The following is a 17,899-nucleotide window of genomic DNA, read 5'->3' as shown; positions in this document are numbered from 1 at the left end:
TGTCTGGAAAGATGCGTTGCCTTCGAATTCATCGTCGGAACGCCGCCCGGAGCAAGCTCGCTCCTACAGGGGGAATGCGTACGCTCTGTAGGAGCTGCCGAAGGCTGCGATCTTTTGATCTTGATCTTGACCCTTAGAATCAGCTTATGTGACGAGGACAGTTCACGGCACTAGAGCCGAGGCTTGAGCAAGATCCAGGTGTAGCGCGTCAAAAACAGCCCGAAAGCCCCACACCAAAGCAACGCCGACACCCCCAATCCAACCCCGGAAAACGGCACAAGCAACACCCGGCACACGCCCGCGATCGACACCAGCGCAAAACCCAAAATGATGCCTTTCGAGGGCTGCAACACTCGCCCGGTATGGCCCAGGCTGACCCGCGCAATCATCGCCAGGATCAGCCCGCCAATGCCGCCCACCGCCAGCGAATGGGTCGCAAGGCTTTGTTGCGGCATGACACCTGCGTGCCACAGCGCCATGGCCAATGTCGCCAGCACCAACCAGACGTAAGCCAGATACAACGACCAAAGCAGCGGCACGCGCCAGATGCCCCGGTCATGCCAGCGCCACAGACGCAGTAGATGCAACGCGCTCATCAACAGAAACAGCACCGCCAGCCAACGCTGGGGGACGTCGTTCAAACCGGCGGCAAACGACACCGCTGCCAGTAATCCACTGATCAATAGGGCCTTGGTTGGCCATGGATTCGCCGCGGGTACGGCGGGACGGTTCAAGCCACGTTGAATGAAGAAGGGAATCACCCGCCCGCCAATGACACTCATCAGCGCCCCCACCAACCACAATGCCGCCAGTACACCCCGCCGTTGCAGGCCGGTGTCATCCGTCGAAAGCCCCCACAAGGTCATCGCCTGACAGCCGGCCAGCAGCGCGACCATCAGCAGGATCGGGTAATTGTCACGTTTACCGGCGGCCACCAGATCCCGCCCCAGCATCCAGGCCAGCAATGGCAGAAAAGGCATCTGCAACAGCAGCAATAACGCCGTCGGCATCGGCATCAGCCATGCCAGTCTGGCCACCAGCCACACCAGCAGCAGCCCGATCAGCGGCCAGCCCTGGAGCCCCGGACGCCCCGTCCAGTTAGGCACTGCCGTCAGCAGGAACCCGGCGATGATGGCCGTGGCGAACCCGAATGGCATCTCATGTCGATGCCAGGACAGCATCCCGCCGATGGGTTGTGCGCCGGGTAAACGGCCGTACAACCAAAGCGCCCAGATCGCCACCGCAACGGTGGCAAAACCGGCGCCGGCGAGAAAGAAGGGCCGAAAACCGAGACTGAAGACTGGCGCGGCAGCGAAGTTGCGCATCAGGCCATTACCCCGACCAGATGTTGACTCAACCGATGCTGGGACAGCAGACGCATGACGTAGCCGATTTTGAGCAGGGTTGGCCCGATGATGGTCATGGCGTGCATCGACACCAGCGCGGCGATGGGCAAGTGACCCGCATAGAGGTAAGCACCGTAGATGCCAGCCAACAGCATCGCCAGGCCAACGCTCAGCACTCGGCTCGACAGGCGCTGAACGTTCTGAGGATCGCTGAAGAAATCGAACATTATCCGTACTCCTGAAGCAGATCAGTTGTACGTGTGACCTATCAAGTGTCGTGCCAGTTATTGAGCCCTTGAAAATCAAGGCCCTGACATCATTCGATGTCAAAACGACCACCACCAGAAATGGTCGTTATGACTCTATCAGTAGTCATATCGACTTCATCAAACACGATTAACCCGCTGCATTTGTCGATCTACGGTACGGCCAGACGACCAGAGCCTGACTACGCTGAAAGTCCGGCATGCGTAACCCGTAGAGGAGCACCACCATGCAACGCGTTCAAAAACTGACTCCCTGCCTCTGGTTCGACGATCAGGCTGAAGCGGCGGCAACGTTTTATTGCTCGATCTTCGATCATTCGAAAATCACCGCCATTACCCATTACGGCAAGGCTGGCCAGGAGGTTCATGGCCGGCCTGCCGGCTCGGTCATGACGGTCAGTTTCGAACTGGATGGGCAACCATTCACCGGCCTCAATGGCGGCCCTGTATTCAAGTTCACCGAAGCGATCTCATTTCAGGTCAATTGCCAGACCCAGGATGAAGTCGACCATTTCTGGGGAGCACTGTCCGCTCATCCGCAGAACGAGCAATGCGGTTGGCTCAAGGACAAATTCGGCCTGTCGTGGCAGATCGTGCCGATCGCAATGATGGACATGCTCAAAGACCCGGACACAGCAAAGTCCCAGCGCGCCATGCAAGCGATGATGCAAATGAAAAAACTCGATATTGCCACGTTGCAACGAGCCTTTAACGGTGAGAGCTAATACACTCCTGTGCTCGCCGGCCGAGGATACTGACGATGAAGCACACTGTTGCCAAGGATGCTGACAAAGCCCCGCGCTTCTGGCGCGACGACGCCCTGCCCTTCATCGAAGCCCGTTCCATCGCCGATGGACGCGAGGTCTGCTACACCCGGCATTCTCACGCGCACTTTTCCATCGGTGCAATCACCGCCGGGTGCAGCACTTATATTCATGAGCAATCGCAGTTTCAGGTCAGCGCTGGCACCGTGGTGCTGATGAATCCGGGCGATGTTCACGCCTGCAATCCGATTGACGATCAGCCCTGGTCCTACCTGATGTTGTACGTCGATACGGCGTGGCTCACCGATTTGCAGCACCAGTTGGGGTTCAGCCACGACCTGGCCTTTCGCCGGTTCGCCATCAGCCACAATCGCGACGCCAGCCTGTTTCACGGCCTGAAAGGTTTGTACGAGGTGTTGGTCGATCCACAGCAAGACGTGCTGGGCAAACACAGCGCTACGGTGGAGTTTTTCACCGAGGTGCAGCAACGACTCAACCCCGGCGATCAACCGCTGCGCGAGCCCAATTTCAAACTGGAGCGCGCCGCCGAATACATCCGCGACCACTGCACGCACCTGCTCAAGCTCGAAGACATTTGCGAAGCCGCTCAGCTGTCGCCGTCCTACCTGATACGCGCGTTCAAGCAACGTTACGGCATGACGCCCCACGCGTTTCTGGTCAACCGGCGCATCCAGTTCGCCCAGGATCAATTACGTAGCGGCAAGTTGATCGCCGATGTGGCGCTCGAAGCCGGGTTTGCCGATCAGGCGCATTTCCAGCGTGCGTTCAAGCAACACCTGGCGGCGACACCGGGGCAGTATCGCGGCTAAAACAACAGGTACATCGCGCTCGCGGCCAGCAGCAACGCCATGCTCCGATTGAACAGACGCATGCCCGCCGGGTTACTCAGGTAGCCGCGTAAAAACGTCCCCGCATACGCCCAGCAACCGACGGACAGGTAGCAAATCACCAGATACACCGCTGCAAACTGCCAGACCAGCCGCGCTTCGCCATCGGCGACAAACGCGCCCATGCCGGCCACACAGGCCAGCCAGGCTTTCGGGTTGAGCCATTGCATGACGGCGCCGTACACCATCGACGGCGCCCGGCCTGATGCCTTCACATCCATAAGCCCATTGTCGGCCGCCAACTTGAAGGCCATGTACAACAGGAATGCCACACCCGCCCATTGCACGACCTGCGTCAGTGCTGGCCATCGCTGCAACACTTCATGCAGGCCTAATCCCATCAACACCAATAACGCGACGAAACCCAGCGTTGCCCCGGCGACATGCCGTTGACTGGCGCGAAAACCAAACTGCGCGCCAGAACTCAACGCCACGATATTCACCGGTCCCGGCGTAATCGACGCCACCAATGCGAACGCCGCCATGGAGATAATCAGACTCATCACAGACCTTCTTCACTTCAGTTGAACGAAGCCTCAAGGTAAATAGCGGACTGATGGCTGTATTGAACAAAACACCCCTAAGCTGTACCGCGACCGGCGTCTTCCACTGTATGGGGCAAGCCACCCCACGCCTGTGATAAAAATACCGCTCCCGCTTTTGGAGCCCCGTCATGGACCTCGCCACCCTCACCCTGTTTCTTCCGGCCTGCTTTGCCTTGAACATGGCGCCCGGGCCAAACAACTTGTTGTCGGTCAGCAATTCGACCCGCTACGGCTACCGCACCGCCTGTGTCGCCGGGATCGGTCGTTTGCTCGCGTTCGCCGGCATGATCGCCCTCGCCGCGGCGGGGCTGGCGGTGGTGCTGCAAACGTCGCAGTTGTTGTTCTACGGGATCAAGATTCTGGGGGCGGCGTATCTGCTCTACCTCGCCTGGCAATTGTGGCGCGCGGCCCCTGGGGCGGGCACCGTGGCAGCAAACGCACCGCTGGGGATTCTGGCGTTGACGCGGCAGGAGTTCCTGGTGGCGGCCGGGAATCCGAAAGCCATCCTGATCTTCACCGCGTTCCTGCCCCAGTTCGTCGACTCGACCCACGCCGTATCGCCGCAATTCGCGGTGTTGGGCGCGTTGTTCCTGGTACTGGAATGGATCGCCATCGCTGCCTACGCCTACATGGGCCTGCACATGCGGCGCTGGTTTGCCGAACCCCGGGGCAAGCGGATTTTCAACCGTTGCTGCGCAGGTTTGTTGTCGGCGGCAGCTTCGGTATTGCTGATGGCGCGGCGAGCCTGAGGTTATCGGTTGACTGGATGCAACACAGGTTCAAACTGCGCGTGATCCGTAATCAATACCCAACGAGCCTTGAATGAACCTGAACATTGTCTACGCCCTTGGCGCTGCCGCTCTTTTTGGCGCGAGTACGCCATTGGCCAAGTTACTGGGCCTGAACCTTTCACCTATCCTGCTGGCCGGGTTGTTGTACATGGGCAGCGGTGTGGGCCTGACGCTCGTCAGACTGTTGCGTGACCGGGGCTGGCAGCGCAGCGGCCTGAAATCGTCGGAGTGGCCATGGCTGATCGGTGCCATCGCTTTCGGTGGCGTGCTCGGGCCGGTGGCGCTGATGTTCGGTTTGACCCTGACCTCCGGCGCCACGGCCTCGTTACTGCTCAACCTCGAATCAGTATTGACCGCCGTGCTGGCCTGGGTGGTATTCAAGGAAAACGCTGACCGGCGCATCGTCGCCGGAATGCTGGCAATCGTCGCCGGTGGCTTGCTGCTGGCCTGGCCCCAGAACTCGGCTCAGCCACAGGGCTGGATCGGACCGTTGGCGGTAGCGCTCGCCTGCGCCTGCTGGGCGATCGATAACAACCTGACACGCAAGGTATCGGCCTCGGACGCGCTATTTATCGCCGGCATCAAGGGGTTGGTCGCCGGGGTGGTGAACTGTTCTCTGGCGCTGGTGCTCGGCGCAACACTGCCACATATAACGGTGCTTGGACCTACGTTGATCGTCGGTTTCCTGGGGTATGGCATCAGCCTGGTGTTATTCGTTCTGGCGCTTCGAGGCCTGGGCACTGCGCGTACCGGCGCCTATTTTTCCACGGCACCTTTCCTCGGCGCGGCGATTGCCATCCTGCTGCTGGATGAACCCGTCACGCTGACGTTTTGGGCTGCGTCGCTGTTAATGGGCCTTGGGGTATGGATTCATCTCAAGGAAAGTCATGCCCATGAGCATCAACATGAGGCGCTCAAGCATGCTCATCCCCACGTGCACGACGAGCACCATCAACATGAACACTCGTTCCAGTGGGACGGAACCGAACCCCATAGTCACGAACATGAACACACGCCGCTGCGCCACAGTCATGCACATTTTCCCGACATCCATCACCGACATGACCATTAGCCAGCCGTGATGATGAATGACTGGAATTCTCTGTCGATTTTCCGGTGGAGGCGTTAGACGACGCGTCTTATGCTGACTTCATGAACCTACAAAACGCTTTTCTTCCGCCCCACGCCGAGATGGTTCGCGCCATGCTCGAACGAGACACCGCCTATGAGGGGGTGTTCTTTACCGCGGTCAAAACCACCGGCATCTTCTGTCGCCCCAGTTGCACGGCGCGCAAACCGAAACCGGAGAATGTCGAGTTCTTCGCCAATGCCGATGAGTGCATGTCGGCCGGCTACCGCGCCTGCCTGCGCTGCAAGCCGCTGGACGCGGCGGCCATTGCCCCGGACTGGGTGCAGCGGCTGCTCAAGTCGGTAGACGCCGAGCCCGACCAGCGCTGGACTGATGCCCAGTTGCTGGCCGAGGGTATCGAGCCGCTGAAACTGCGCCGCTGGTTCAAGCAGCATTTCGGCATGACCTTCCACGCCTGGCTGCGCACCCGACGCCTCGGCATGGCGTTGGGCGGCATTAAGCAGGGTGATTCTATCGATGCCGCCGCGTTCGACTCCGGCTACGAATCCCTCAGCGGCTTTCGCGATGCGTTTCACAAATCCTTCCACATCACGCCGGGGCGGGCCGCTAACAGCGAGCCGCTGCTGTTCACGCGCCTGACTACACCACTGGGGCCGATGATCGCCATGGCCGAGCGACGCGGGCTGGTGCTGCTGGAGTTTCTTGATCGACCTGCGCTGACCAGGGAAGTCGAAGAATTGCAGAATCGATACGGTTATGCGGTCGCGCCAGGACATAACGCGCATTTGCAGCAAATCGAAAAGGAGCTGGCGCAGTACTTCACTGGCGAACTCACTGACTTCAACGTTCCACTGCACTTGCCTGGCAGCGATTTCGCTCGAGGAGTCTGGGCCGAGCTGATGAAAATCCGCTACGGCCAGACCAGCACCTACGGCGCCATCGCGGCCCTGTTGGGCAAACCCGGCGCCAGTCGCGCCGTGGGCCTGGCCAACGGGCATAACCGTCTCTCGATTGTGGTGCCCTGTCACCGGGTGATCGGCGCAGACGGCTCGCTGACGGGCTATGGTGGAGGACAAGCGCGCAAGGCATTCTTGCTCCGGCTGGAAAAAGTGGCGGTGCAGATCACCCGACAATTTGCATTCTGATTACTGGCAGGTTTCTCAAAAAGTCATAAGGAAGGACATTCGATGGACACCCTATTTCACCAGTTACACCAAAACGGCCTGTTGATTCTCACCAACGTCGCCGATGCCGCTGGCGCGCGAATCGTCGAGCAACTGGGCAGCAAAGCCGTTGCCACCAGCAGCGCGGCGGTTGCTTGGGCTCACGGTTATCCGGATGGCAACGCCCTGCCCCTTGAGCGCCTGGTATCAACGGTCGAGTCCATCGCTCGGGTGATTTCGGTGCCGTTGACCGTGGACATCGAGGCCGGTTATTCCGATGACCTGAAGCGGGTTGCCAAAGTCATTGAGGCGGTAATGGCCGCCGGGGCCGTCGGGATCAACATCGAGGACGGAACCTCCGCGCCAGAGCTGCTGGTGCGCAAGATTGAAATCGCTCGCGAAGTTGCCAGTCGCCGCCAGGTAAAGCTGTTCATCAACGCCCGAACCGATGTGTACCTCAAAAGCCTGGTGCCCGCCGAAGATCGCGTGGCAGAGACGCTCAAGCGCGCCGCGTTGTATCAGGCGGCCGGTGCCGATGGATTGTTCGCCGCTGGCGTCACGGCAGAGTACGAGATCGCTGCGCTGTGCCAGGGCACCTCGCTGCCGGTGAACGTACTCGGGCTCCCCGGCCTGCCATCGCCTGAAGAGTTGAAAGCGCTCGGCGTACGCCGTTTGAGCGCAGGTTCGGGTATCGCCGAGTTTCTTTATGGTGCCATGGCATCCCTGGCGCAGAGTTTTCTGCAAACAGGCAAGCTCGACACCCGCCACCTCAAGGCCTTCACATATGGGGAAGTTAACGCCTTGTTGACAGCGACCAGGAACGTTTAACCACCATGCCCGATACCTATCTGGCCGCCACTGAGTTCATGGCGTCCATCGACGAAGATTGGCGTCGCCATATCGCTGCCATCGGCCCCTGCCTGCACCAGCCCCATGCGGCGCGCGATCCTTATGAGTCGCTGGTGCGGGCGATTGCCTACCAGCAACTGCACGCCAGGGCCGGGGATGCGATTGTCGGTCGGCTGCTGGCGTTGTTTGGGACGGGCGCGTTTCCGAGGCCTGAACAGATTGTCGCGACTGAGTTCGATCAATTGCGCAGTTGCGGTTTTTCCGCCAGCAAGATCGCGACCATTCAGGGCATTGCTCAAGCGACGCTGATTGGTGTGGTACCCGATTACGCCACAGCACTGGCGATGGAGGATGAGGCGCTGATCGAGCGCCTGATCACACTGCGCGGAGTTGGGCGCTGGACGGTTGAGATGTTGCTGATCTACAGCCTGGAGCGGCCGGATATTTTACCGGCAGATGACTTTGGCGTGCGCGAAGGGTATCGCCGGCTGAAGGGATTGGAGGTGCAGCCAATGCGTAAGCAGATGATCGAGATCGGGTTGGGGTGGAGTCCGTTTCGGACGGTGGCTTCCTGGTATTTGTGGCGGGTGCCTAACCGGTAGTCCGCGTTATCGTTCTTCGCGAGCCGGCTCGCTCCCACAGGGGATCGATGTCATATACAAAACTTGTATTCATTGAAGACCCCTGTGGGAGCGAGCCTGCTCGCGAAGGGGCCCGCCAGGCTGTTTTAAATCAATTCAACTGCCGGAGGTTCCCATGCAACTCGAAGGTTCCTGCCATTGCGGCGCCGTGTCGTTCAGTTTGAACAGCGCAACCCCCTACCCTTACCAACGTTGCTACTGCTCGATTTGCCGCAAGACCCAGGGCGGTGGCGGTTATGCGATCAACCTGGGTGGCGACGCCGCTAGCCTGAAGGTTCGCGGCCGCAAGTACATCGCGATTTACCATGCGCGACTCAAGGACGAAGGTGACAAGCGCGCCCACAGCAGCACGGCGCAGCGGCATTTTTGTTCACTGTGCGGGTCAGGTTTGTGGTTGTTCAGCCCTGAATGGCCAGAGCTGATTCACCCGTTTGCGTCGGCCATCGACACTCCATTGCCAGTGCCGCCGGAGCACACGCATTTGATGCTGGGTTCCAAAGCGCCGTGGGTCGAAGTCGAGGTACATCCCGGCGATCTACAGTTCGAGGTTTATCCCGAAGAATCAATCGCCGACTGGCACGAACGCCTGGGTTTGAGTCGCTAAGGGGTACTTGTAGGAGCGAGCTTGCTCCGGGCGGCGTTCCGACGATGGTCTTTAACGATAACGCGTGTTTACTGGCTAACCGCGGCGTTCTTGAATCCATCGTCGGAACGCCGCCCGGAGCAAGCTCGCTCCTACAAAATGGACCACGTGTCAGGCCGCGGCAGGCACACCGCTGTGGAAACGGAATTCCACGTCCGGCGACTCGATCAGTGCCTGCTCGGCGGCGCGGACTCTGTCGATCACCTGAGCGATGTCCTTGGCGTCACCGTATTGATAGGCCAGTTTCAAGTAACCCTGAAAATGTCGCGCTTCGCTTTTCAACAGGCCGAAGTAGAACGCGCCCAGCTCCTCGTCGAGATGCGGCACCAGCGCTTCGAAACGCTCGCAGCTGCGAGCTTCGATAAAGGCGCCGACCACCAACGTGTCCACCAGCTTCACCGGCTCGTGGCTGCGTACCACTTTGCGCAGGCCCGAGGCGTAACGCCCGGCGGACAGCTGACGCAGCTCGATCTTGCGTTTTTTCATCAGGCGCATGACCTGTTCGTGATGCACCAGCTCTTCCCGGGCCAGACGCGACATCAGGTTGATCAGATCGACATGGGAGTGATACTTGGCAATCAGGCTCAACGCCGTGCTGGCGGCCTTGAATTCGCAGTTCTTGTGGTCGATCAGCAGGGTTTCCTGATCAGCCAGCGCGGCCTGGACCCAGCCGTCGGGAGTACGGCAGCCGAGGAACTCGTGAATTTCGGGAAGGATCATGGGGCTCACGGATAAAAGGTTCAAAACGAAGGGCGCCGATTATACCGGCCTGCCCGCAGACCACCAGTCGCCAACCGTTGATATGCATCAAGTCCCGAATGCCCGACCAGCAACTATAGTTGTTCCACGCAGTATTTTTTACTTCCTGGAGATCCCGATCATGCAAGCCATTCGCAGCATTCTGGTGGTCATCGAGCCCGAACACTCGGAAAGCCTGGCGCTCAAGCGCGCGAAATTGATTGCCGGCGTGACCCAGGCCCATTTGCACCTGCTGGTCTGCGACCGCAAACATGACCACAGCGCCATGCTGGGCGTACTTAAGGCCGCCCTGCTGGCGGACGGTTACAGCGTCACCACCGAGCAGGCCTGGAATGAAAGCCTGCATGAAACCATTGTCGATGTTCAGCAGGCGGAAGGTTGCGGGCTGGTGGTCAAACAGCATTACCAGGACAACCCGCTAAAAAGAGCGTTGCTGACTCCCGACGACTGGAAACTGCTGCGCACCTGTCCAAGTCCGGTGCTGCTGGTAAAAACCGCCGGTTCGTGGAAGGACAAAGTGATTTTGGCGGCAATCGATGTGGGCAACACGGATGGTGAACACCGCCACCTGCACCACACCATCATCGATATCGGTTATGACATCGCCAGCCTGGCCAAGGCCAAACTGCATGTGATCAGTGCCCACCCGTCGCCCATGCTGTCGTCGCCCGACCCGGCGTTGCAGCTGAGCGAAACCATCGAGGCGAGCTATCGCGAACAGTGCAAGGCGTTCCAGGCCGAATTCGACATCGACGACGACCACCTGCATATCGAGGAGGGGCCGGCGGATGTGTTGATTCCGTTCATGGTGCACAAACTGCAGGCGGCGGTGGTCGTGATCGGCACCGTGGCGCGCAGCGGGTTATCGGGAGCTTTGATCGGTAATACGGCGGAGGTGGTGCTGGATTCGGTGGAGAGCGATGTGCTGGTGCTGAAACCGGAAGAGATCTCGGACCATCTAGAGGAAGTTGTGACCCGACATTGATTTTTGGTGCCTGTATATATCGCCTTCGCGAGCAGGCTCCCACATTGGAAATACATTCCCCTGTGGGAGCGAGCCTGCTCGCGAAGCGCTTAGCCGCCGAAGGCGTCCTTGAGGAACCCGGGGGCGATGTACCGCTGGTAATGCGCCTCGGAGAGCAGAAAGAATTCCCGATCAATGGCGTCGCGCAGTTCCGGCAAATTCCAGTCACGGAACTCCGGCATCAGCACCATCCCGTAGGCTTCCAGATTGTTAATCACCCGCGCCCCCCGGGCGATCAGCTGATAAGCCCAGCAATATTCCGACTGATGCGGCACAAAGCGAATCTTGCGCTGCTCCAACTGCAGACGCAGGCGCTGAGGATCAAAAACCTCCAGCTTGCTGGCCATCACCTGCGATAACAGCTGCTCCAGACGCAGCCACACCGCGCGCTTTTCTTCCTCGTTGTAACCATTCCAGTTGATCACTTCGTGATGGAAACGCTTGCAGCCACGGCACACCAGATCACCGTAAACAGTGGAGCAGAGGCCGACGCAAGGGGTCTTGATGGTCTGATTGGGCATAGGTAAGGAAAACACGGGAAAGCAGAACAGGTTGGCATGTTAGCCCTTTGTCTAACATTCATCACCCCTCAAAATTCAGGGCCGAACTTACCTTTAATTTTTTTTTGCCGTAGAATCAGCCAGCCTTTTAAGGCGCCAATGTCCGTTAGAAGCTGTTTTCAAAGCGTCACGAGCACAGTCGTTCCTTCAGAGCGGTGTTGGCGACGGGTTTTTCCAGCGGGGAAAAGCCCAACGCCAACCCTCATCAGCTCCCGTTCTGCAGGCGTAAAACTTTGAAAGCAGCTTCTGTAAGGAATTGTCGGTAATTCTGGCTAAGTGGCCCACAACGCCACGCAGCGCATGAGTACGGCAATTTCGGGATGAGCGTCCCGGACACCCATTTGGGACCACTGATGAGGGTAATAACTGTGCTTGAAGCCTACCGCAAACATATCGAAGAGCGCGCAGCACTGGGTATCGTTCCCCAGCCGCTTAACGCCGAACAAACTGCAGGCCTGGTCGAGCTGCTGAAGAATCCCCCGGCTGGCGAAGAAGCTTTCCTCGTTGACCTGATCACCAATCGCGTTCCGCCAGGCGTGGACGAAGCAGCCTATGTAAAGGCCGGCTTCCTGTCTGCCCTCGCTAAAGGCGAAGCAAAATCCCCTCTGATCGACAAAAAGCGCGCTGTTGAACTGCTCGGCACCATGCAGGGCGGCTACAACATCGTCACCCTGGTCAACCTGCTGGACGACGCCGAACTGGCGCCAGTCGCCGCCAAAGAACTCAAGCACACCCTGCTGATGTTCGATGCTTTCCACGACGTCGCTGAAAAAGCCAAGAACGGTAACGTTCACGCTAAAGGCGTGCTGCAATCCTGGGCTGACGGCGAGTGGTTCAAGAACCGCCCTGTGCTGGCCGACAAGATCAGCCTGCGCGTGTTCAAGGTCACCGGCGAAACCAACACCGACGACCTGTCCCCTGCCCCGGATGCCTGGTCCCGTCCGGACATCCCTCTGCACGCCCTGGCCATGCTGAAAATGGCCCGTGAAGGCATCGTGCCTGACGCCCAGGGCGTCACCGGCCCGATGAAGCAGATCGAAGAAATGCGCAACGCCGGCTTCCCGATCGCCTACGTTGGCGACGTGGTCGGCACCGGTTCTTCGCGTAAATCGGCGACCAACTCGGTACTGTGGTTCTTCGGCGACGACGTTCCTTACGTGCCGAACAAGCGTGCTGGCGGTTTCTGCTTCGGCAGCAAGATCGCTCCAATCTTCTACAACACCATGGAAGATGCCGGCGCCCTGCCGATCGAATTCGACGTTACCAACATGAACATGGGCGACGTGATCGACCTGTACCCGCATGCTGGCAAAGTCTGCAAACACGGCACCGACGAAGTCCTGACCACCTTCCAAATGAAGACTCCGGTTCTTTTGGACGAAGTCCGTGCTGGCGGCCGTATCCCGTTGATCATCGGTCGCGGCCTGACCGACAAGGCCCGCGCCGAGCTGGGTCTGGGTCCTACCGACCTGTTCAAGCTGCCTGAAGCCCCTGTCGACACCGGCAAAGGCTACACCCTGGCGCAGAAAATGGTCGGCAAGGCCTGCGGCCTGCCAGAAGGCAAAGGCGTTCGTCCAGGTACTTACTGCGAACCGAAGATGACCACCGTCGGCTCCCAGGACACCACCGGTCCTATGACCCGTGACGAACTGAAAGACCTGGCGTGCCTGGGCTTCTCGACCGATCTGGTGATGCAGTCCTTCTGCCACACCGCGGCTTACCCTAAGCCGATCGACGTGACCACCCACCACACCCTGCCAGACTTCATCATGACCCGCGGCGGCGTTTCCCTGCGTCCGGGCGACGGCATCATCCACAGCTGGCTGAACCGCATGCTGCTGCCGGACACCGTCGGTACCGGTGGTGACTCCCACACCCGTTTCCCGATGGGCATTTCGTTCCCGGCCGGTTCCGGTCTGGTTGCGTTTGCCGCGGCCACCGGCGTTATGCCGCTGGACATGCCGGAATCGATCCTGGTGCGCTTCAAAGGCAAGATGCAACCGGGCGTCACCCTGCGTGACCTGGTTCACGCCATTCCTTACTTCGCGATTCAGGCTGGCCTGTTGACCGTCGAGAAGAAAGGCAAGAAGAACGCCTTCTCCGGCCGCATCCTGGAAATCGAGGGCCTGGACAACCTGAGCATCGAGCAAGCGTTCGAGCTGTCCGACGCTTCGGCCGAACGTTCGGCTGCCGGTTGCACCATCAAGCTGTCGAAAGAGTCGATCACCGAGTACCTGAGCTCCAACATCACCCTGCTGCGCTGGATGATCGGCGAAGGCTACGGCGATGCGCGTACCCTGGAACGTCGTGCCCAAGCGATGGAAGCCTGGATCGCCAACCCTGAGTTGATGGTGGCCGATGCTGACGCCGAATACGCTGAAGTCATCGAAATCGACCTGGCCGACATCAAAGAGCCTGTGCTCTGCGCGCCAAACGATCCGGACGACGCCCGTCTGCTCTCCAGCGTTGCTGGCGAAAAGATCGACGAAGTGTTCATCGGTTCGTGCATGACCAACATCGGTCACTTCCGTGCTGCCGGCAAGTTGCTGGATCAGGTCAAGGGTCAGCTTCCAACCCGTCTGTGGCTGTCGCCACCGACCAAGATGGATGCTCACCAGTTGACCGAAGAAGGCTACTACGGCATCTACGGCAAGGCCGGCGCACGCATGGAAATGCCAGGCTGCTCGCTGTGCATGGGTAACCAGGCACGTGTAGAGCCGAACTCCACTGTAGTGTCGACGTCGACCCGTAACTTCCCGAACCGTCTGGGTGACGGCGCGAACGTCTACCTGGCTTCGGCCGAGCTGGCGTCTGTTGCTTCCATCCTGGGTCGCCTGCCGACCGTCGAGGAGTACATGGAATACGCTGGCAAGATCGACAGCATGGCGGCCGATGTCTACCGCTACCTGTCCTTCGACCAGATTGCCGAGTTCCGTGAAGCCGCTGCGAACGCCAATATTCCGGTCGTTCAAGCCTAACGTTACAACGCTATAAAAAACGCCGCCCATCGTGAGATGAGCGGCGTTTTTTTATGCCTGTACGATTTGCACTAACCCTGTAGGAGCGAGCTTGCTCGCGATGGCAGTGTGTCAGTCAATAGTGATGTTGAATGAAATACCGCTATCGCGAGCAAGCTCGCTCCCACAGGTTAAGCGCGAGGTTATGCAGACAACTTAAGTGCTTGTTGCACCGCACCGTCGACACTCAAATCGCTGAGAATCACCTGCTCCAGCTCTCGCGCCGGTAACAGCGACAGTACAACTTTAGCCTGGTCCTTTAGCCGCGCCAGAATCAGCAATTTGTCTTCGGCACGCACCCGCAAAAAGAATGCTTCCAGCGCTTCGATGCTCGTGCCGTCCAGGTCCGGAGATTCTTCCAGGCTCAAAATAATCGTATGAATCGGCGGCTCGGCGTGGCGGGCCAAGTGCAAGGCGCCACCCAGAATGCGCTCCACATTGGCGAAAAACAGCGCTTCGTTCGGCCTGACAATCAGTATGCCCGGTATTTCCTTGGCTTGAGGATGGAGGTGCAAGTCGACAAAATCGTGCCCCCCAGCCATTTGCCCGAGCACTTGAATATCCGCCGATGACATCTGTTTGAGCATCAGCAGCACGCTGATCGCCACTGCGACCAACAAGCCGTCCAGCACGCCAAGCACCAACACCGCTGCCACCGCGCAGATCACCAGCAGGCGGTCGCGGCGCCAGATGAAATAGCGCCCCAACGGCTGCAAACTCAAGCCTCGGGCCAAGGCGTGAATGACGATAGCGGCCAGCACCGGCTCAGGCGTCAGTGCAATGTAAGGCAACGCCGTCAAGACGATCAGCAACACCACCCCCGCCGCTACGGCACCCGCCATCCGCGAACCTGCACCCGCGGCCTCATTGGCCGAGGTCGCAGAGTAGCCTGCGCCCGCTGGCATGCCATGGAACAAGCCCGACAGCAGATTGGCCGCACCGAGGGCCAACAGGTCACGGTTCGAGGACACCCGATCGCCGTGTTTGAGCGCAAAGGAGCTGATCGATCCGTAGGATTCGGCATACAGAATCATCACCATGGCAAATGCCAACTCCCCAAGCCGCAGCCAATTAGCAAACGGCAACACCGGAAGATGTGGCACGTCCAGGCTTAAATCGATCACGCCGATCAGCTTCACGCCGTAGGCCGACAAATCCAGCCATTGGCCGGCCGCAATACCGAGCGCCACCACCAGCAACCCACCCGGTAAACGCCGCACGCGTGCGCACAGCCACAACACCAGCAATGACACGGCCGCCACGAGCGCGCCGACCCGATTCCACTGGGGCAATTGCTCCAGCAATTGCGGCATGAAACGAATCAGATTGCCGCTGTCCAAGTGCACATCGACGGCACTCGCGACCTGTTTGAGGATGATAGTGATGGCCAGGCCCAACGCAAAGCCGCGTAATACCGGTTTGGCAATAAATGAAGTGGTGCTACCGAGTTTGAACAACCCGGCCAGGAGGAAGAAACCACCGGTCACCAACACCAGGCCGACCGCCAGGGTCATGCGCAAACCCGAGTCACCATTGGCCATCGTGGCGGTGACGGCGGCCAGGACCGCTGCCGACGATGAGGTCGCGGAAACGATGGCAAAGCGGCTGGTGCCGAACAGGCCGTAGCAAAGCAGACCGGCAAACAACGCAATGACCCCGGTCTGTGGCGGCAACGCGGCAATGCTTGAATAGGCGACGGCCTCGGGCAACAACAAGCCGGCAATCGATAACCCGGCCAGGACGTCCAGCCATCGGTTGGACGGATCACGGGATTGCGTCAATGCGTCGTGAGCACCTGCCATGAAGCGTCTCCAGAGAAAGATCAAAAAACGCTCTACGACGCGCTTATGCAGGCTCCAGATTAGTCGTTAATCACACACAATGCCGGCCCTGGATCAAGTGCCGAGTGTTTACAACGCAATAAAACCCCACCCCTCGTAGGAGCGAGGCTTGCCCGCGAAGGCCATCACGCGGACATACTGCAAGCCCGCGTTATCGTTCTTCGCGGGCAAGCCTCGCTCCTACGGGGAATGCGTCAGGCAGACAGCGAATAGATCAATGCCGAGATCGCCACCAGGCCCACCGCCGCCACGAAGACGTTGGACGCCTGACCGCGATAACGCGCCATGGCCGGCACTTTGCGGATCGCGTACATCGGCATCAGGAACAGGATCGCCGCAATAACCGGCCCGCCAAGGGTTTCGATCATCCCGAGAATGCTCGGGTTCAGCGTCGCAACGATCCAGCAAACCACCAGCATGAACCCGGCAGTCATACGGTTCAGCGTCTTCGGCGCCGGGCGCTTGCCGCTTTTTACAATCAAGCCCTTAAGGCCTTCACTGGCGCCAATGTAGTGGCCCAGGAACGACTTGGAAATGGCCACGAACGCAATCAACGGCGCCGCGAAGGCGATGGTCGGGTTGCTGAAGTGGTTAGCCAGGTACGACAGGATCGACAAGTTCTGCGCCTTGGCCTCCGCCAGTTGCGCGGGCGACAGGGTCAACACGCAGCTGAAGACGAAGAACAGCACCATAACCACCATCATGGCGTGGGCGCGGGACAGGATTTGCGAACTGCGCTCCTCGGCGTGCTCACCGTAACGACGTTTCTGATCCACGGCGAACGCCGAGATGATCGGTGAGTGGTTGAACGAGAACACCATCACCGGAATCGCCAGCCACAAGGTGTGCAGCAACGCCGACGGCTCAGGCAGGGTCGATGCGGTCGCGAGGATGCCGCCGTTCCAGTGAGGAATCAGGAACACCGCCAAAAACAGCAGCGCAACGATAAACGGATAAACCATCAGGCTCATGGCCTTGACGATCGCTTGCTCGCCGCAACGCACCACGGCCAGCAGGCCAACGATCAGCACGAACGACAGCACGACCCGCGGCGGCGGCATGATGTGCAGTTGGTGTTCGAGGAAACTGCCCACGGTGTTGGTCAGCGCCACGCTATAGATCAACAGGATCGGGAAAATCGCGAAGAAGTACAGCAAGGTGATCAGCGCACCGGCCTTGATACCGAAGTGTTCTTCAACCACTTCGGTGATGTCTGCGCCTTCGCGTCCGGACAACACGAAGCGGGTCAGGCCACGGTGCGCGTAAAACGTCATGGGGAACGCCAACACCGCCAGGACCATCAATGGCCAGAACCCGCCCAGCCCCGCGTTGATCGGCAAAAACAGGGTGCCGGCGCCGATGGCCGTGCCAAACAGGCCGAGCATCCACGTGGTGTCATGGCGATTCCAGTTCGAAAGAGTCGATGGTGTCGCCGCTATATAGCGTTCGTCGACGCTATTGGCCTGATCATTCATCCGGTGAGATCTCCGCATTCCGGTCATTTGCTACCCGGTCAGAACGAGTCGGAAAAACCCGACAGGCAGCGTCCTGACCGAAACAGGGGCGCGATTGTCCGGGATTAGTGAGCAGAAGCAAAGACTTAGCTGAGGAGTGGTGCTACGGATGAGATTTTTCGAGACCTTAATTAATAGAGATGGCGAAACCTTCGTCGAGGCCGCGTCACGGCCAGCG

At 59.3% G+C, this 17,899-nt stretch carries 17 protein-coding genes; 10 read left to right on the top strand and 7 right to left on the bottom strand.

Annotated features, from left to right (window positions below; translation table 11 throughout):
* Positions 1 to 170 precede the first annotated feature (170 nt).
* Both ACM6IR_RS13060 and ACM6IR_RS13055 read right to left on the bottom strand, forming a co-directional pair.
* Positions 171 to 1,325, bottom strand: a complete 1,155-nt coding sequence (locus ACM6IR_RS13060; protein ID WP_414908077.1) for an NnrS family protein — start codon at positions 1,323 to 1,325, stop codon at positions 171 to 173.
* Positions 1,325 to 1,573: a transmembrane sensor/regulator PpyR gene (locus ACM6IR_RS13055; RefSeq protein WP_414908076.1), complete on the bottom strand. Its 249-nt coding sequence runs from the start codon at positions 1,571 to 1,573 to the stop codon at positions 1,325 to 1,327. The genes ACM6IR_RS13060 and ACM6IR_RS13055 overlap by 1 nt, the downstream gene beginning before the upstream one ends.
* Positions 1,574 to 1,839: 266 nt before the next feature.
* On the opposite strand from ACM6IR_RS13055, the gene ACM6IR_RS13050 reads away from it, so the two are divergent.
* Together ACM6IR_RS13050 and ACM6IR_RS13045 are read left to right on the top strand one after the other, a co-directional pair.
* The gene (locus tag ACM6IR_RS13050) at positions 1,840 to 2,337 is read left to right on the top strand and encodes a VOC family protein (RefSeq protein WP_414908075.1); all 498 of its coding nucleotides are present in this window, start codon (positions 1,840 to 1,842) and stop codon (positions 2,335 to 2,337) included.
* Positions 2,338 to 2,372: 35 nt separating this feature from the next.
* The gene (locus ACM6IR_RS13045) at positions 2,373 to 3,206 is read left to right on the top strand and encodes a helix-turn-helix domain-containing protein (protein WP_414908074.1); all 834 of its coding nucleotides are present in this window, start codon (positions 2,373 to 2,375) and stop codon (positions 3,204 to 3,206) included.
* Here the strand turns inward: ACM6IR_RS13045 and ACM6IR_RS13040 are convergent.
* Positions 3,203 to 3,787 (bottom strand): LysE family translocator, encoded by a 585-nt coding sequence (locus ACM6IR_RS13040; protein ID WP_414908073.1) that lies wholly within the window; start codon positions 3,785 to 3,787, stop codon positions 3,203 to 3,205. The two genes, ACM6IR_RS13045 and ACM6IR_RS13040, sit on opposite strands and share 4 nt — an antisense overlap.
* Before the next feature lie 170 nt (positions 3,788 to 3,957).
* On the opposite strand from ACM6IR_RS13040, the gene ACM6IR_RS13035 reads away from it, so the two are divergent.
* The 6 genes from ACM6IR_RS13035 (at position 3,958) to ACM6IR_RS13010 (ending at position 8,967) form a co-directional block, all read left to right on the top strand.
* A complete protein-coding gene (locus ACM6IR_RS13035; protein WP_414908072.1) occupies positions 3,958 to 4,578 on the top strand; it encodes a LysE family translocator in 621 nt (206 codons plus the stop codon).
* Positions 4,579 to 4,651: 73 nt separating this feature from the next.
* Positions 4,652 to 5,692 carry an EamA family transporter gene (locus ACM6IR_RS13030; RefSeq protein WP_414908071.1) on the top strand — a complete coding sequence of 347 codons (1,041 nt, stop codon included), beginning with the start codon at positions 4,652 to 4,654 and terminating at the stop codon, positions 5,690 to 5,692.
* Between the two features lie 80 nt (positions 5,693 to 5,772).
* Positions 5,773 to 6,855 (top strand): bifunctional transcriptional activator/DNA repair enzyme AdaA, encoded by a 1,083-nt coding sequence (locus ACM6IR_RS13025; RefSeq protein ID WP_414908070.1) that lies wholly within the window; start codon positions 5,773 to 5,775, stop codon positions 6,853 to 6,855.
* Between the two features lie 42 nt (positions 6,856 to 6,897).
* The gene (locus ACM6IR_RS13020) at positions 6,898 to 7,701 is read left to right on the top strand and encodes an isocitrate lyase/PEP mutase family protein (protein WP_414908069.1); all 804 of its coding nucleotides are present in this window, start codon (positions 6,898 to 6,900) and stop codon (positions 7,699 to 7,701) included.
* A 5-nt stretch (positions 7,702 to 7,706) separates the two neighbouring features.
* Positions 7,707 to 8,324, top strand: a complete 618-nt coding sequence (locus ACM6IR_RS13015; protein WP_414908068.1) for a DNA-3-methyladenine glycosylase family protein — start codon at positions 7,707 to 7,709, stop codon at positions 8,322 to 8,324.
* Between the two features lie 154 nt (positions 8,325 to 8,478).
* Positions 8,479 to 8,967, top strand: coding sequence for a GFA family protein (locus ACM6IR_RS13010; protein ID WP_414908067.1), 489 nt, complete (start codon positions 8,479 to 8,481; stop codon positions 8,965 to 8,967).
* A 150-nt stretch (positions 8,968 to 9,117) separates the two neighbouring features.
* Here the strand turns inward: ACM6IR_RS13010 and ACM6IR_RS13005 are convergent, their stop codons facing one another.
* Complete coding sequence (locus tag ACM6IR_RS13005) at positions 9,118 to 9,726, bottom strand: tRNA-(ms[2]io[6]A)-hydroxylase (protein ID WP_414908066.1); 609 nt, start codon at positions 9,724 to 9,726, stop codon at positions 9,118 to 9,120.
* A 160-nt stretch (positions 9,727 to 9,886) separates the two neighbouring features.
* Here ACM6IR_RS13005 and ACM6IR_RS13000 point away from each other — a divergent pair, with 160 nt between their 5' ends.
* On the top strand, positions 9,887 to 10,750 hold the full coding sequence (locus ACM6IR_RS13000) for a universal stress protein (RefSeq protein WP_414908065.1): 864 nt from the start codon (positions 9,887 to 9,889) through the stop codon (positions 10,748 to 10,750).
* Between the two features lie 89 nt (positions 10,751 to 10,839).
* Here the strand turns inward: ACM6IR_RS13000 and ACM6IR_RS12995 are convergent, their stop codons facing one another.
* A complete protein-coding gene (locus ACM6IR_RS12995; protein WP_008028699.1) occupies positions 10,840 to 11,310 on the bottom strand; it encodes a DUF1289 domain-containing protein in 471 nt (156 codons plus the stop codon).
* 407 nt (positions 11,311 to 11,717) lie between these two features.
* Between ACM6IR_RS12995 and acnB the strand changes: the two genes are divergently transcribed.
* Complete coding sequence (acnB, locus tag ACM6IR_RS12990) at positions 11,718 to 14,327, top strand: bifunctional aconitate hydratase 2/2-methylisocitrate dehydratase (protein WP_414908361.1); 2,610 nt, start codon at positions 11,718 to 11,720, stop codon at positions 14,325 to 14,327.
* A gap of 182 nt (positions 14,328 to 14,509) precedes the next feature.
* On the opposite strand, the gene ACM6IR_RS12985 is transcribed toward acnB, so the two are convergent.
* Positions 14,510 to 16,168, bottom strand: a complete 1,659-nt coding sequence (locus ACM6IR_RS12985; protein WP_414908064.1) for a SulP family inorganic anion transporter — start codon at positions 16,166 to 16,168, stop codon at positions 14,510 to 14,512.
* A 233-nt stretch (positions 16,169 to 16,401) separates the two neighbouring features.
* On the bottom strand, positions 16,402 to 17,682 hold the full coding sequence (locus tag ACM6IR_RS12980; RefSeq protein WP_414908063.1) for a serine/threonine transporter: 1,281 nt from the start codon (positions 17,680 to 17,682) through the stop codon (positions 16,402 to 16,404).
* Positions 17,683 to 17,899: the final 217 nt, after the last annotated feature.

It is taken from the genome of Pseudomonas sp. IT-P253, assembly GCF_949768125.1.
Taxonomy (GTDB): Bacteria; Pseudomonadota; Gammaproteobacteria; order Pseudomonadales; family Pseudomonadaceae; genus Aquipseudomonas.
The sequence above is the reverse complement of the archived record's forward strand: the minus strand, read 5'-3'. Positions and strand labels throughout refer to the sequence as shown.

Coding starts and splice junctions, on each gene's coding strand:
- ACM6IR_RS13060 (WP_414908077.1), bottom strand. CDS start 1,325: ATGCGCAACTTCGCTGCCGCGCCAGTCTTCAGTCTCGGTTTTCGGCCC.
- ACM6IR_RS13055 (WP_414908076.1), bottom strand. CDS start 1,573: ATGTTCGATTTCTTCAGCGATCCTCAGAACGTTCAGCGCCTGTCGAGC.
- ACM6IR_RS13050 (WP_414908075.1), top strand. CDS start 1,840: ATGCAACGCGTTCAAAAACTGACTCCCTGCCTCTGGTTCGACGATCAG.
- ACM6IR_RS13045 (WP_414908074.1), top strand. CDS start 2,373: ATGAAGCACACTGTTGCCAAGGATGCTGACAAAGCCCCGCGCTTCTGG.
- ACM6IR_RS13040 (WP_414908073.1), bottom strand. CDS start 3,787: ATGAGTCTGATTATCTCCATGGCGGCGTTCGCATTGGTGGCGTCGATT.
- ACM6IR_RS13035 (WP_414908072.1), top strand. CDS start 3,958: ATGGACCTCGCCACCCTCACCCTGTTTCTTCCGGCCTGCTTTGCCTTG.
- ACM6IR_RS13030 (WP_414908071.1), top strand. CDS start 4,652: ATGAACCTGAACATTGTCTACGCCCTTGGCGCTGCCGCTCTTTTTGGC.
- ACM6IR_RS13025 (WP_414908070.1), top strand. CDS start 5,773: ATGAACCTACAAAACGCTTTTCTTCCGCCCCACGCCGAGATGGTTCGC.
- ACM6IR_RS13020 (WP_414908069.1), top strand. CDS start 6,898: ATGGACACCCTATTTCACCAGTTACACCAAAACGGCCTGTTGATTCTC.
- ACM6IR_RS13015 (WP_414908068.1), top strand. CDS start 7,707: ATGCCCGATACCTATCTGGCCGCCACTGAGTTCATGGCGTCCATCGAC.
- ACM6IR_RS13010 (WP_414908067.1), top strand. CDS start 8,479: ATGCAACTCGAAGGTTCCTGCCATTGCGGCGCCGTGTCGTTCAGTTTG.
- ACM6IR_RS13005 (WP_414908066.1), bottom strand. CDS start 9,726: ATGATCCTTCCCGAAATTCACGAGTTCCTCGGCTGCCGTACTCCCGAC.
- ACM6IR_RS13000 (WP_414908065.1), top strand. CDS start 9,887: ATGCAAGCCATTCGCAGCATTCTGGTGGTCATCGAGCCCGAACACTCG.
- ACM6IR_RS12995 (WP_008028699.1), bottom strand. CDS start 11,310: ATGCCCAATCAGACCATCAAGACCCCTTGCGTCGGCCTCTGCTCCACT.
- ACM6IR_RS12985 (WP_414908064.1), bottom strand. CDS start 16,168: ATGGCAGGTGCTCACGACGCATTGACGCAATCCCGTGATCCGTCCAAC.
- ACM6IR_RS12980 (WP_414908063.1), bottom strand. CDS start 17,682: ATGAATGATCAGGCCAATAGCGTCGACGAACGCTATATAGCGGCGACA.